Here is a 13,541-nt window from a genome sequence, read left to right on the forward strand (position 1 = left end):
CGCGCGCTCAGATGGTCAGGCCGCCGTCGACGACGATACATTCGCCGTTCGTGTAGCTCGACGCATCCGACACGAGGTACAGCACCGTGCCGGCCATCTCGCGCGGCTCCGCGTGGCGGCGCAGCGGGATCTTCGCCGTCCAGGTTTCGTAGATGTCCTTGTCGGCGAACAGCGCGCCCGCGAACTTCGTCTTCGTCAGGCCCGGCAGCAGCGCGTTCACGCGAATGCCGAACGGCCCGCACTCCTTCGCGAACGCCTTCGTCATGTTGACGACCGCAGCCTTCGTGATCGAGTAGATGCCCTGCCGGTCGCCCGGCTGCAGCGCGTTCACCGACGCCGTGTTGACGATCGCGCCGCCGCCGTTCGCCTTCATCAGCTTGCCGGCCTCGACCGACATGAAGAAGTAGCCGCGGATGTTCACGTCGACGGTCTTGTCGTACGCGGCGAGATCGGTATCGAGGATGTGCCCGAAATACGGGTTCGCGGCCGCGTTGTTCACGAGGATGTCGAGCCGGCCGTGCTTGCCGCGGATGGTCTCGAACGTCGCGGCGATGTCTTCCAGCCGGCCGACGTGGCAGGCCAGCGCTTCGGCGCTGCCGCCCGCCGCGACGATCGCGTCCGCGACCGCCTGGCAGTCATCGAGCTTGCGGCTCGACACGATCACGTGCGCGCCCTGCTCCGCGAGCAGCTTCGCGATTTCCTCGCCGATGCCGCGGCTCGCGCCCGTCACCAGGGCGATCTTGCCCGTCAGGTCGAACAGATTCGTTGCCATGTTGCTGTGCTCCTCCATTGATGTGTTGTCGTGTCGCGGCTCAGCGGTGTGCGTCGATCACGCCGACCGCCAGCTCGGCCAGCCGGCCGGCCATTTCGCCGACGCGCAGCGCCTGCTCGCTCGACGCATTGCCTTGCAGCGCGCGCGCCTTCACGCCTTGCGCGATCGCGGCGAGCCGGAAGAAACTGAACGCGAGATAGAAATGCCAGTCGCGGATCGGCTCGATCCCGCGCAGTTCGCAATAGCGCGCGACGATCGCGGCTTCGTCAGGAATGCCAAGTTCGGCACGATCCTGGCCCGCGAGCCCGCGTACCTGGCCGCCCGACGGCAGCCGCAGGCACATGCAGAAATACGCGAGATCGGCGAGCGGGTTGCCGAGCGTCGACAGTTCCCAGTCGAGCACGGCCTGCACGCGAAAGCCGTCGCGCGCGAACATCAGGTTGTCGATCCGGAAATCGCCGTGCACCAGCGCGGGCCGGCCCGTGTCTTCCGGACACGCCTTCGGCAGCCAGTCGATCAGCGTCTCCATCGCGTCGAGGCGCTCCGTTTCCGCCGCGCGATACTGCTTCGTCCACACGCCGATCTGGCGCTCGAAGTAGTTGCCGGGGCGGCCGTAGTCGGCGAGGCCCACCGCGTCGACGTCCACGTCGTGCAGCGCGGCCATCGTGCGCAGCAGCGCGTCGTAGCAAGTCGCGCGTTCGTCTTTCGGCAGTTCCGGCAGCGCCGGATCCCAGAAGATCCGGCCGTCCTCGAAGCTCATCACGTAGAACATGCTGCCGATCACGTCGCGGTCTTCGCAGAGGTGATACGGATGCGCGACCGGCACCGCGGTGCCCGACAGCGCGCTCAGCACGCGGAATTCGCGATCGACCGCATGCGCGGATTTCAGCAGTTCGCCGGGCGGCTGGCGGCGCAGCACGTAGCGGCCGCTCTTCGCGTGCAGCAGGAAGGTCGGGTTCGACTGGCCGCCGGCAAACTTCTCGAGGTCGAGCGGGCCTTCGAAACCCGGCACGTGCGCTTCCAGATAGCGCGTGAGGCGGGCTACGTCGAGGGGCTGGGAAGGATTCGTCATCGTCGCGATCGTTCGTAGGGTCAGCCGTAGGTGCGCCACGTGCGCCGTGCGGGATCCTCGAGATGCGGGATGCCGTTGAACGACGCCAGGTGGAACGCTTCGGCGTTGAAGAAAAACTGCGAAAGGCTGCTGTTGCGGATCTGCAGGTTCAGCGCGATCGCGCTCGACGGCGGCGCGGCGAGCACCTGCTGAACGGTCACCGCGATCGGGCCACCGGAACTCACCGCGAGCACGCGCTGGTTGCCGCCGTGCCGGATCGCGGCGCGGGCGTCGGCGACGCGCTGCTGGAAATGCGTCCAGGTCTCGGGCGCCGTGTCGCCGAGCTGGTCGTCGGCCCACAGGTGCAGCACCTGCCGCAGAGCGCGAAAGTACTCCTTCATCGAACCGGCCGCGAGTCGCGCGATCTCCGGATAGTCGCCGGCCGCCGCCGCGAACAGCCCGTGGAAGTCGTATTCGTTCAGGCCCGGATGGCGGTCGACCGGCACGCCCTCGCGATTCATCCCGCGCAGGATCGCGTCGACCGTCTGCGCATGCCGGTTCATCGTGCCGCAGATCACGCGGTCGAATGTCAGGCCCTGCGCGGCGAAGTACTCGCCGAGCCAGACGCCCTGCTGCTCGCCTGCCGCGGACAGCCGGTCGTAGTCGTCCGTGCCGAACGACGCCTGCCCGTGCCGTACCAGAAAGAGTTCAGCCATTGCATGCCCGCCAGAGTCAGTGTGATACCGAAGGCCCAGCATAGCGACCGGGCCTGCATTTTTGAAATTTATTTTCTGAATCAGTCGGTATTCATTTCATGAATTTCGGGTATCTGGACGGGGTGCGTTCGCCGGCCCCCGCACGCAGCGGCACAAGAATTGCAGGAGCAGCCACGGTGTGTCGAACACTTCCAGGAGGGGGAGAGGCTCGGTACGCGCCCTGAACGGGAAACGGGGCAACGGCGCATCGCCGACCATCAGGCCGCGGCGACGGACCACGTGCGTGTGCGCTCGCGGCCGCACGGCACCGCGAGCGCGGCGAGTGCGTGCTCGTCGGCTTTCAGCGCGGGGGCCAGCGTGGCGCGCAAGTGGTCGACGAAGGTACGGACCTTGGCATCCAGGAAGCGGCGCGACGCGTACATCGCGTACACCTCGAGCATCGTCAGCCGGTAGTCTGGCAGCACGCGGACGAGCCGTCCGCTGCGCAGGTCGTCGACGACCGAATAGATCGCGAGCGAACCGATGCCCAGCCCGGCGCGCAGCGCGATCGACAGCGCTTCCGGCGCATTCGCCTGGAACGGCGCGGCCAGCACGGCGTGCGACACGGTTTCGCCGCCGGCGCCGTGCAGCAGCCATTCGCCGCTCGCTTCCGCGGGCGTATCGAGGCGCAGGCAGGTATGGTTCGCGAGATCGGCGGGCGTCGACGGCACGCCGCAGCGATCGAGATAGGCGCGCGACGCGACCAGCACGCTGTAGGACCTGCCGCACGAATGCGCGATGTAACCGGAATCGGGCAGGCTCGACGCGGTGACGATCGACACGTCGTAGCCCTCTTCGACGAGATTCGGCATCCGCTGCGAATAGGTCATCTCGATGGCGACGTCGGGGAAACTCGCCTGATAGGCGACCGCTGACGCGGTCACGTGACTCTGCCCGAGTCCGGGCATGGTGTGCACGCGCAAGCGCCCGTACGGGCGCACCAGTGCGTTCCTGGCCTCGGCATTGGCCTGATCGACGTCGCCGAGGATCGACAGCAGGCGTTCGAAGTAGCGACGCCCGTTGTCGGTCAGCGCGATCTTCCGGGTGGTCCGGTCCAGCAGGCGAATCTGCGCATACGCTTCCAGGCTCGCGACGGCTCTCGACACCTGCGCGGTGGCGACGTCGGTCTGTTTCGCGACGGCGGTGAAGCTGCCGGCCTGCACGACGCGCACGAACGTCTGCATGTTCTCGAGCATGTCCATTTCGACTCTTCGTCCATCGCGGCATCCGCGCCGCGCGCCGGCCGGGCACGGCGATGCGTTCAGTGCTACCGATTGTCCGGCATTCGCCGACGCAGCTTCAGCCCCCCGACCGGGGGGCTGAAATGCCGACCGTTCATGTGGAATGCTTGGCGTTTGCGTCGACGGCGGCCTGCAGCGATCGATCCGCCGCCGGCGTCACCAGCACGATCTTGCCGATATGACGACCGGAATCCATCAGCTCGTGCGCGGCGCGTGCATCGCGAAGCTCGAACATCCGGTACACCTGCGGCTTGACGCTCCCTTGCCGGATCAGCGGCCACACGGCCTCCTCCAGCTCGCGAATGATCTGCGCCTTCTCCGCGTAGGTGCGCGAGCGCAGCGTCGAGCCGATATGCGTCAGGCGTTTCGTCAGCATCGGGAACAAATCGAGTTCCTTGGCCGGCCCGTTGATCACGCCGATCTGCACGATGCGGCCGTTCATCCCGGCCGCCGCGAAATTGCGCGCGACGTAGTCGCCGGCGATGATGTCGACGATCACGTCGACGCCCTTGCCGTCCGTGAAGCGCGCGACCGCGTCGACGAAGTCCTCGTTGCGGTAGTCGATCGCATGATCGGCGCCGAGACGCACGCTCGCATCGCGCTGCGCGTCCGAGCCGACCGTCGTGATGATCTTCGACGCGCCGAACGCCTTCGCCAGCATCGTCGCCGTCGTGCCGATACCGGACGCGCCGCCGTGGATCAGCACGCTTTCGCCGGCCGCGAGCCGGCCGCGCTGGAACAGGTTCAGCCAGACCGTCATGAAGGTTTCCGGCATTGCCGCCGCCTCCGCCATGCCGAGGCCGTCCGGAATCGCGAGCGTATTGCTCTCGTTCGCGACCGCGTATTCCGCGTATCCACCGCCCGGAATCAGCGCGCAGACACGATCGCCGATCACGAACCGCGTGACGTCATGCCCGATCGCGACGACTTCACCCGCGACCTCGAGACCGGGAATATCGGACGCGCCGGGAGGCGGATCGTACAGCCCCTTGCGCTGGAACACGTCGGGGCCGTTGACGCCGGCCGCGTGAATGCGGATCAGCACTTCGCCGGGGCCCGGCGACGGCACCGCACGCGTGGTCGGCACGAGCACTTCGGGGCCGCCGGGATGCACGATCTCGATCGCGGTCATGTCGGCAGGAAGGGGTTTCACGTCATCATTCACGATATGATCCTCAACGTTCGTCGCTGTGCAGCCGATTCGCGGGCCATCCCGGAATCGCGGCATCGCAATGTGTGTGAAGCCAGTCTAGGGGCGATGCCGCTTGCAGGCACGCAGCGAATTGCCGATCGGGGAATGCAAAAATGCATCAGTCCGGACCAACGATGAACTGGGACGACGCACGTGTCTTCCTTGCGATTCATCGCGAGCGCACGCTGCGCCGCGCGGCACAGACGCTCGGCGTCGATCAGGCAACGGTCGGGCGCCGGCTCGCGACGCTCGAGCACATGCTCGGCGCCACGCTGTTCCTGCGTTCGTCGAAAGGCTATCTGCCGACGCCGGTCGGCGAACTGGCGCTCCGCGCCGCCGAGGCGATGGAGCAGCACGCACACGAGCTGGTGCGGCTGACGCAAGGGGTCGACCGGCGGCTCGCCGGTGAGGTGAAGATCACGACGACCGATGCGCTCGCGCTCGAATTCGTGATGCCGTCGATCGCGCGGCTGCATGCCAAGCATCCCGACGTCTCGGTCGCCTTGAACACGTCGACGCAAATCCTGAGTCTCGCGAAGCGCGAAGCCGATATCGCGGTCCGCACGGTGCGGCCCGACAATCCCGATCTCGTCGCACGCCGTCTTGCGCGCTGGGACGCGGGCCTGTTCGCATCGCACGACTACCTGCACCGGCACGGCGAGCCCGAGCGCGGCCACGCGTTCGCGGGACACGACCTGGTCGTCTACCAGCCGTACATCGACGCGAGCCGTACGCCGACGCTCGCCGGCGAGCCGATCGGCGACGGCCGCATCGTCACGCGCACGAACTCGAACCTGATGATGCGTGCCGCGCTACGCGCGGGCCTCGGGATCGGCGAGATTCCCGTCCACATGGGCGAGCGCGACGGACTCGCGCGGGTGTGGCCGGAACGCGTCCGTGAGTCGCCGTACGAAGTGTGGCTCGTGACGCACCGTGACCTGCGGCACACCGCGCGGATTCGCGCGATGATCGACGAGATCACGGCTGCGTTTGCCGCGCATCGGTGACGCCGATCGCCGGCGGACGGCCGCCGTTCATTCGTCACCGGGTCGCGTGCGCGACGCATCGAGCGCCAGGCCGCTGCGCACCGCCTGGATGCGCGACGTGACATTGAGTTTCTCGAAGATATTCTTCAGATGCCACTTGATCGTCTCCGGCGCGACGCGCAGCGCACGGGCGATCTCCTTGTTCGATAGCCCGCGCGCGACGTAGTCGAGGATTTCGACTTCCCGCGCGCTCAGGTTGCCGGCCACGCCGGGCCGCGCGGCCGGCGTCGCGCTCGCGGCCCGCTGCGCGTCGAACGCGCGCACCAGCTCGCGCGGATACCATGCGCCGCCGAGTGCAGGAAACCGCTCGACCTGCTTCTGCACGCGCGCCAGCATCCGCTCGACCACCGCCCCCTCGTCGACGAAGGTGCGCACGAGCCCGTTGCCCTGGCCGTATTCGAGCGCGCGGGCGAGCACCTCGAGCGCCGCATCCTCGTCGCCCGCCTGTTCGCACGCCACCGCGCGCAACACGGCCGCCTGCGCGGCGAGCCAGTCGAACCCGCGCGCGGCAAGCACCTCGTGCACGGTCGCCATGACCTGCGCGGCCTCGTCCGCGCGCGCGTCGGCGAGCAGGAGCCGCGCATGCGCGGATTGCGCCATCTGCCACGTCTCGACCTCGCTCGAGGTTTGCTCCGGCGGTGCGGCCGTCACCAGCGACGCGAGCGCCCGCCCCACGCGATGCGCCTGCGTCGGCTGTCCGGCAGTCAGGTGAAACCGGATGCCGGTCGCCATGCACGCGACGCGCAGCCGCAGCCATTGCCGGCTGCACGCGACGTGGTCGGCCTCGTCGAGCAGTTCGTGCGCACGCGCGTCGTTCCCCGACTGGAACTGCAGCTGCGCGGCGGTCTGCACGAACCTCAGCAGCGGCCCGAGCGAGCACGCCTGCATCGCGATGTCGAAGCGGTCGGCCTGCGCGTCGCGCACCTTCGGCCAGTCGTTCCATTCGTAGTAGATCGCCGACAGGTAGCCGGCCGACAGCGCCGTTGCCGCCGACAGGCGCCCCGCCGCCCGCTCGGCGCCGCGCAGCGCCGTCTCGAAGGTCTTCGACGCGTCGTGCAGGCGCCCTGCGACGAACTCCGCGAGGCCGGACATGTTCTGGCGGTACACGTGCGCGAACAGCGGTTCGTGGCCGGACGCCGCGCGCTCCGCCCGCGCCCGGAGATCCCGCGCGTCGTCGAGGCGGCCCGCGTAGCCGAGCCCGAAACTCAGCGTCGTCTGCCCGATCTGCTCGATCCACGAACCGGCGGGCGGCCCGGCCGCGAGCACGCGCTCGCCGAGGTGCAGGGACTCGATGCTGCGATCCGACAGCGCGGCGATCAGCGAGCGGACGGCCAGCAGTTCGGTCGCCGTGACGGCATCGGTGTCGAGCCAGCCGGCCTCGATGTCGGCTTCGAGCGCCTCCAGCGCGCGGCGCGCGTCGACCATCTGCATCGACAGCGCCAGCGCCCACGCATGCGCGATGCGCAGCCGCAGGCGGCCGGCCAGCGCCTGCCCGGGCAGGCGCGATACCCAGTCGAGCACGGTGCGCACGTCGCTCGACGCGATCAGCTTCATCGCACACGCCTCGACCCAGCCGGCGGCCGCGTCGAAATCGCCGGCCGCGAGCGCGTGCCGGACGGCGTCCGGCCATTGCCGCTCGGCCGCATACCATTCGCTCGCGCGGCGCTGCAGCCCGGCGACCACACCGGGCTCGCGCAGTGCCAGTTCCTCGCGCAGGTATTGCAGAAACAGTGCGTGGTAACGATAGCGCCGGCGGTCTCCGTCGATCGACCGGATGAACAGGTTGTGCGCGCTCAGCCACTCGAGGCAGTCGAGCGCATCGTCCCGGCCGGTCAGCGCGTCGCACAGCGCCGGGGTCATCCGGTCCAGCACCGCCGTGTGCAGCAGGAACTGACGGATCGGGTCCGGCACCTGCGTCATCACGTTCTCGTTCAGGTACGCCGCGATGCCGGCGCGGGCGTGACTGACCTGTTCGGCGACGCGCGCCGCGTCGCTGTCGTCGTGCAGCGCAAGGGCCGCCAGTTGCAGGCCCGACACCCAGCCTTCGGTCGCCGTGCGCAGGCGCCCGACGCTGTCCGGATTGAGCGGCTTGCCGGCGACCCGCTCGAAGAACATGTGCGTCTCCGCGTCGTCGAAGCGCAAGTCGTTCTCGTCCACCCGCACGAGCTGGTCGCGCGACTCGAAGTAGCTGAGCGGCAATGCCGGTACCGAACGGCACGACAGCACGACATGCAGGTTCGACGGCGCATAGCGCAGCAGCTCGAACATCGCGCCGTGGATGACCGGCGACGCGAGGCGATCGAAGTCGTCGAGCATCAGGAACAGTTCGACGCCCGAACTCTCCAGCTCGTTGAGCAGTTCGTCGAACACGATCTGCAGCGGAATCAACGCGCGGTCGCGCAGCAGCTGCTGCGCGCGCGTGCCGACCCCGCCGGTCGCCGCGACGATCGCCGCGACCACGTAGGACGCAAAAATCGACGCGTTGTCGTCGTCCTGGTCGAGGCTCACCCATGCGACCTTCACGTCCGACTCGACCAGCGCGTTGCGCCACTCCGCCAGCAGCGTCGTCTTGCCGTAACCGGCCGGCGCGCAGACGAGCGTCAGCCGGCGGTCGAGGCCGCGCCTGAGCCGCCCGAGCCGGGCCATGCGCGACACGATCCCGCGGGTCGACGCCGGCGCGAGCTTGGTGCGCACCAGCACTTCGATCGTGTCGGCGTCCGCCGGGCCGGCCGGCTGTCTGCTGTCCCTCGGCGTCATGCTGTTCCCGTTCTCCTCGCGCTGTGCGCGTGTCCGCCCGCCCGGAAAGCGCAGCCGGCGGCCCGGCCGGATGCCCGGGCCGGGTTGCGCCGCGCGCCGAAACAGCATAGCGATTCGGCGCCGGCCGTCAAAATAGGTGATGTCCGCACCGGCGCGCGCGCTCGCGGCGGCGCGTCACGGTCGACGGCAAAGGACCCGCATTGTTCTTGAACGGACGCGCGATGTTCAGCCCCCCATTCGGGGGGCTACCTCGGGCGGAAAAGTGGCTTCATCCTGACTGGACGGCAGCGGGCGGCCCGCGCCGCCGGCGACGCCGCGGCTTCCCGCAAGGCCTGGCGATGAATGGACGCGGCGGCCGGCGCGCCGCTCAGTCGGGCTGGTAGCGCTCGCGCAGCGCGCGCTTGTTGATCTTCCCGACGCTCGTCTTCTCGATGGCGTCGACGATCAGCAGGCGTTCCGGCACCGCATATCGCGAGATCAGCCCGCGGTCGGCCACCTGTTTCACATGGGCTTGCAGCTCCGCCGGTTCGACGCGCCCGACATGGTCGTCGGCCAGCACGACGAGCGCGAGCGGCCGCTCGCCCCAGCGCGCGTCCTTCACGCCGATCACGGCCGATTCCCGCACGGCCGGATGGCGCGACAGGATGTCCTCGAGCTCGAGCGACGACACCCATTCGCCGCCCGTCTTGATCACGTCCTTGATCCGGTCGGTGATCTGCAGCCGGCCATCGGGATCGATGACGCCGATGTCGTTCGTGTGCAGGTAGCCGCCGGCCCACAGCGCCGCCGACGCCGACGCGTCGCCGAGGTAGCCTTGCGTCGCCCACGGCATCCGCACGACGACTTCGCCCGCCGACCGGCCGTCGTGCGGCACGTCGCGAAACTGCGCGTCGACGATGCGCAGGTCGACGAGCGGCAGCGGCACCCCCGCCTTGGTCCGGCGCGCGATATCGTCGTCCGGCGCGTCGCCGGCCGCGAGCGGCGCATCGACCTGCGCGATCGTCATCAGCGGGCACGTTTCCGACATCCCGTAACCGGTGTACACCTCGATGCCGCGCGCAAGCGCCGCCCGCGCCAGCCCTTCGGGCAGCGGCGAGCCGCCGACGATGACCTTCCACGACGACAGATCGGCCGCGGCCGACGCCGGGCTGTCGAGGATCATGCCGAGCAGCGTCGGCACGCAGTGCGAGAACGTCACAGACTCGCGCGCGATCAGCGCCAGCAAGCCGTCCGGTGCGTAGCGCCCCGGATACACCTGCTTGAGTCCGAGCGCGGTCGCAATGTAAGGCATGCCCCACGCGTGCACGTGGAACATCGGCGTGATCGGCATGTACACGTCGTCGCGATGCACGCGCCCGCGCTCGCGCGGGCTCGACAACGCGGCCATGCCGGCGAGCGTGTGCAGCACGAGCTGGCGATGGGTGAACGCGACGGCCTTCGGCAACCCGGTGGTGCCGGTCGTATAGAACGTCGTCGCGCGGGTCTGCTCGTCGAAATCGGGAAACGCGAAGTCGGGCGAGCCGGCCGCGACGAGCCGCTCGTATTCGTCGGCGAAACCGTCCGGCAGGCCGCCTGCGTCGCCGTCGGCGATCAGCACGAAGTGCCGCGCCGTCTCCAGCCGGTCGCGCAGGCCCGCCAGCAGCGGCAGGAAGTCGCGGTGAACCAGCACGACGCGCGCGCCCGAATGGTTGAGCGTGTACAGCAGCTGGTCGGGCGACAACCGGACATTGGCCGTCATCAGCACCGCGCCCATCATCGGAATCGCGTGGTAGCACTCCAGGTAGCGATGGCTGTCCCAGTCCATCACGGCAACGACATCGCCCGCGCCGACACCGATCGACGACAGTCCGCTCGCGAGCTGGCCGATGCGGTGCCGGAACGTCCAGTAGTCGTGCCTGACCCGGTCGCCGTACACGATCTCCTGCTCGGGCCGCGTCGCCAGCGGCGCATGAAGCAGTTGCTTGATCAGCAGCGGGTACGCATGCGCGGCCGGGGCCGCGCCGTCGTCCGGGCAGGGGTATGACGAATTCATGACTGTCTCCATAAGCGACCGGGCCGGTCGTCGCGATTGCGGCCACGATACCGGACGGGTCGGGTTTCGCGCCCCCCCCTGTCAGGGGGAGGGCTGCCGGGGGAACGGCCGGGCTGTCGATCCCTGGTACTGGCGGCACGACGGCCGCGGCGCGCCACCCACCTGTTCGGGGGGGCCTGCGCCGCAAGACGGCGTTGTAGGATTCATCGCAGTGCGTAGCCTCCCTGTGGGGTACCCGTCCGCACGACCCGGCACGAACGGAGGGCCGGCGCCGCCGGTTCCGGATTGCGTATCGGGACCGCACGCCGGCTGGCCCATGCCCCCCTGAACCCATCCCCGAGCAAGGAGCAGCCATGACTTCCGAAACGACGCAGATGGACCGGGCACCCGCGCCCGATCACGCGGAGAACAACGCGTACTTTCCGTCGCCGTATTCGCTGTCGCAGTACACGTCGTCGAAGACCGATTTCGACGGCGCGGATTACCCGAATCCGTACACGGGCGGCAAATGGAAAGTCCTGATGATCGCGACCGACGAGCGCTACATCCTGATGACGAACGGCAAGATGTTCTCGACCGGCAACCATCCGGTCGAGATGCTGCTGCCGATGCATCACATGGACAAGGCGGGCTTCGAGATCGATGTCGCGACGCTGTCGGGCAACCCGGCCAAGCTCGAACTGTGGGCGATGCCGCAGGACGACGAAGCCGTGCAGGGCACGTACCAGAAATACCTGTCGAAGCTCAAGACGCCGCTCAAGCTGTCCGACGTGCTCGAGCAGGATCTCGGCGCCGATTCGCCGTATATCGCGGTGTTCATTCCCGGTGGCCACGGCGTCCTCGCCGCCATCCCGCACAGCAAGGAAGTCAAGCGAACCCTCCAGTGGGCGCTCGACAACGACCGGCACATCATCACGCTGTGTCACGGGCCCGCGTGCCTGTTGTCCGCGGCGGTCGGCGAGGCGCCGCAGGACTACCCGTTCAAGGACTACGAGATGTGCGTATTTCCCGACGCGCTCGACACCGGGCCGAACCTCGACATCGGCTACATGCCGGGCCCGCTGCCGTGGCTCGTCGCGCAGAGCCTTGAAAAGCTCGGCGCGCGCGTGCTGAACAAGGACATGACCGGCCGCTGCCATCAGGACCGCAAGCTGATCACGGGCGACAGTCCGCTCGCGTCCAACGGCATCGGCAAGCTCGCGGCCGCCGCACTGCTGAAGGAAGTGGGGAACTGACGTCGCGCACGCCGCGCCCCGGCAGGCGTTCTGCCGGGGCGCGGCGTGCCGCAGGTCGGCACTGCGCCGCTTACTCCCGCGTCCACCCGTTCTGATAGAGCTCGCCGGCCAGCACGCCGAGACGCGACGCGAGGATGTAGTTCTCGCCGTCCTCGATCAGCGCCGAGCGCACGTCGCGGAACAGCTTCTCGATCGGAAACTCGCGCGTGGTGCCGTTGCCGCCGAACAGCTGAAACGCCTCGTGCGTCACCTTCATCGCTTCCTCGGTCACGCTCACCTTGGCCTGCGCGGTCGCGTACGGATGGCTCTGCGGCGACATCCGCGAGAACGCGAGGCTGCGCCGCGCGATCGCGCGCGCCATCTCCAGCCGGCGCAGCATCTCGCCGATGCGCAGGTGCGTCATCTGGTGATCCATCAGCAGCACGCCGCCCTGCTTGCGCTCGTGGCAATACGCAAGCGCAAGCTCGAACGCCGCACGCGCGACGCCGACGAACACCTGGCACATGTGCGTGCCCGCGTATGACCACGTCGACGCGAGGTTGCCGAGGTAGTCGTCCTTCAACGCGATCGCGAAGCGCTTCGGCACCTTCACGTTGTCGAAATAGATCTCGCCCTGCGGCAGCGAGCGCTGGCCGATCTTGTCGAGCGGCTTGCCGCGCGACACGCCCGGCAGATCGAGCGGCAGGATCATCGCGATGCCGTTGGTGAACATGCTGCGCTCGCCTTCGCCATAGAACCCGTCGCCGTAGTCGGCCGCCATGTATGCGAGCGCGACCTGCGCGACCGATCCGTTCGAGATCCACGCGGAGCTCTGCCCGTTGATCACGATCTCGTCGGCGCCGACCTTCGCGGTCACGTTGCCGACCGGCTGCCGGCCGTTCGCGCCGAGTTCCTGCCGATACAGGATCGCCGCGTCGGAGCCGCGATCGGGCTGGGTGTTCATCCAGCAGCCGACCTTGCCCGCGCACATCTCGACCAGCTCCGGGCTGCCGACCGAATGCGCCATCATCAGCGGCATCGTCGCGGCGCCGATCGACACGGCCAGGCCCGAATCGCCCCAGCCGAGCTCCTCGCCGATCAGCGACTCGATGCGCACCGCCGTTTCAGGCGGAAACTGCGCGATCAGTTGCGGATCGAGCCCGAGCTTCGCGCTCTCGACGATCGCGGCCCAGTACGGCGAGCCGGGGGCGATCACTTCCTCCGGCGTCATCCGGTCGAGCTCGCGGCCGATCGGCCGCAGCACGTCGCGCGCAAAGCGGTGAACCGTGTGCTGGATCGCGTTTTCCTCTTCGCTCAGCGGCGTCTCGAAGCCGGTCAAGCCGACCAGCGGCAGCGCCGCAGACTTGTTCAGACGAATCATCTCCGTTCTCCTCCTGGACTCCAGTCATGTCGACCAGGCAGCAGCTGCACCCGGCCATCCCAAATTTAGTAACAAATACCAAACATAGGTCATAATGACA

General features: G+C 68.4%; 10 protein-coding genes. 2 read left to right on the top strand and 8 right to left on the bottom strand.

Annotation, left to right across the window (positions count from 1 at the left end; genetic code table 11):
- Positions 1 to 7: 7 nt before the first annotated feature.
- From GEM_RS26905 to GEM_RS26925, 5 genes are all read right to left on the bottom strand, one after another.
- Positions 8 to 772, bottom strand: a complete 765-nt coding sequence (locus GEM_RS26905) for an SDR family oxidoreductase (protein WP_014900584.1) — start codon at positions 770 to 772, stop codon at positions 8 to 10.
- A gap of 40 nt (positions 773 to 812) precedes the next feature.
- Positions 813 to 1,844 carry a phosphotransferase gene (locus tag GEM_RS26910; protein WP_014900585.1) on the bottom strand — a complete coding sequence of 344 codons (1,032 nt, stop codon included), beginning with the start codon at positions 1,842 to 1,844 and terminating at the stop codon, positions 813 to 815.
- 20 nt (positions 1,845 to 1,864) lie between these two features.
- Positions 1,865 to 2,539, bottom strand: coding sequence for a histidine phosphatase family protein (locus GEM_RS26915; RefSeq protein WP_041490846.1), 675 nt, complete (start codon positions 2,537 to 2,539; stop codon positions 1,865 to 1,867).
- A gap of 257 nt (positions 2,540 to 2,796) precedes the next feature.
- Complete coding sequence (locus GEM_RS26920) at positions 2,797 to 3,780, bottom strand: LysR family transcriptional regulator (protein WP_014900587.1); 984 nt, start codon at positions 3,778 to 3,780, stop codon at positions 2,797 to 2,799.
- Between the two features lie 133 nt (positions 3,781 to 3,913).
- Positions 3,914 to 4,951 carry an NAD(P)H-quinone oxidoreductase gene (locus GEM_RS26925; RefSeq protein WP_041490847.1) on the bottom strand — a complete coding sequence of 346 codons (1,038 nt, stop codon included), beginning with the start codon at positions 4,949 to 4,951 and terminating at the stop codon, positions 3,914 to 3,916.
- 194 nt (positions 4,952 to 5,145) lie between these two features.
- Here GEM_RS26925 and GEM_RS26930 point away from each other — a divergent pair, with 194 nt between their 5' ends.
- Positions 5,146 to 6,018 carry a LysR family transcriptional regulator gene (locus tag GEM_RS26930; protein WP_014900589.1) on the top strand — a complete coding sequence of 291 codons (873 nt, stop codon included), beginning with the start codon at positions 5,146 to 5,148 and terminating at the stop codon, positions 6,016 to 6,018.
- Positions 6,019 to 6,045: 27 nt separating this feature from the next.
- On the opposite strand, the gene GEM_RS26935 is transcribed toward GEM_RS26930, so the two are convergent.
- Together GEM_RS26935 and GEM_RS26940 are read right to left on the bottom strand one after the other, a co-directional pair.
- Positions 6,046 to 8,814, bottom strand: coding sequence for a LuxR C-terminal-related transcriptional regulator (locus GEM_RS26935; RefSeq protein ID WP_041491035.1), 2,769 nt, complete (start codon positions 8,812 to 8,814; stop codon positions 6,046 to 6,048).
- A 367-nt stretch (positions 8,815 to 9,181) separates the two neighbouring features.
- Positions 9,182 to 10,846, bottom strand: coding sequence for a fatty acid--CoA ligase (locus GEM_RS26940; RefSeq protein WP_014900591.1), 1,665 nt, complete (start codon positions 10,844 to 10,846; stop codon positions 9,182 to 9,184).
- A 353-nt stretch (positions 10,847 to 11,199) separates the two neighbouring features.
- On the opposite strand from GEM_RS26940, the gene hchA reads away from it, so the two are divergent.
- A complete protein-coding gene (gene hchA, locus GEM_RS26945; protein ID WP_014900592.1) occupies positions 11,200 to 12,081 on the top strand; it encodes a glyoxalase III HchA in 882 nt (293 codons plus the stop codon).
- Positions 12,082 to 12,151: 70 nt separating this feature from the next.
- On the opposite strand, the gene GEM_RS26950 is transcribed toward hchA, so the two are convergent.
- A complete protein-coding gene (locus GEM_RS26950; RefSeq protein WP_014900593.1) occupies positions 12,152 to 13,441 on the bottom strand; it encodes an acyl-CoA dehydrogenase family protein in 1,290 nt (429 codons plus the stop codon).
- Positions 13,442 to 13,541 lie beyond the last annotated feature (100 nt).

The sequence above is a fragment of the Burkholderia cepacia GG4 genome (assembly GCF_000292915.1).
Classification (GTDB): Bacteria; Pseudomonadota; Gammaproteobacteria; order Burkholderiales; family Burkholderiaceae; genus Burkholderia; species Burkholderia cepacia_D.

Coding starts and splice junctions, on each gene's coding strand:
- GEM_RS26910 (WP_014900585.1), bottom strand. CDS start 1,844: ATGACGAATCCTTCCCAGCCCCTCGACGTAGCCCGCCTCACGCGCTAT.
- GEM_RS26920 (WP_014900587.1), bottom strand. CDS start 3,780: ATGGACATGCTCGAGAACATGCAGACGTTCGTGCGCGTCGTGCAGGCC.
- hchA (WP_014900592.1), top strand. CDS start 11,200: ATGACTTCCGAAACGACGCAGATGGACCGGGCACCCGCGCCCGATCAC.
- GEM_RS26905 (WP_014900584.1), bottom strand. CDS start 772: ATGGCAACGAATCTGTTCGACCTGACGGGCAAGATCGCCCTGGTGACG.
- GEM_RS26935 (WP_041491035.1), bottom strand. CDS start 8,814: ATGACGCCGAGGGACAGCAGACAGCCGGCCGGCCCGGCGGACGCCGAC.
- GEM_RS26950 (WP_014900593.1), bottom strand. CDS start 13,441: ATGATTCGTCTGAACAAGTCTGCGGCGCTGCCGCTGGTCGGCTTGACC.
- GEM_RS26930 (WP_014900589.1), top strand. CDS start 5,146: ATGAACTGGGACGACGCACGTGTCTTCCTTGCGATTCATCGCGAGCGC.
- GEM_RS26925 (WP_041490847.1), bottom strand. CDS start 4,951: ATGACCGCGATCGAGATCGTGCATCCCGGCGGCCCCGAAGTGCTCGTG.
- GEM_RS26915 (WP_041490846.1), bottom strand. CDS start 2,539: ATGGCTGAACTCTTTCTGGTACGGCACGGGCAGGCGTCGTTCGGCACG.
- GEM_RS26940 (WP_014900591.1), bottom strand. CDS start 10,846: ATGAATTCGTCATACCCCTGCCCGGACGACGGCGCGGCCCCGGCCGCG.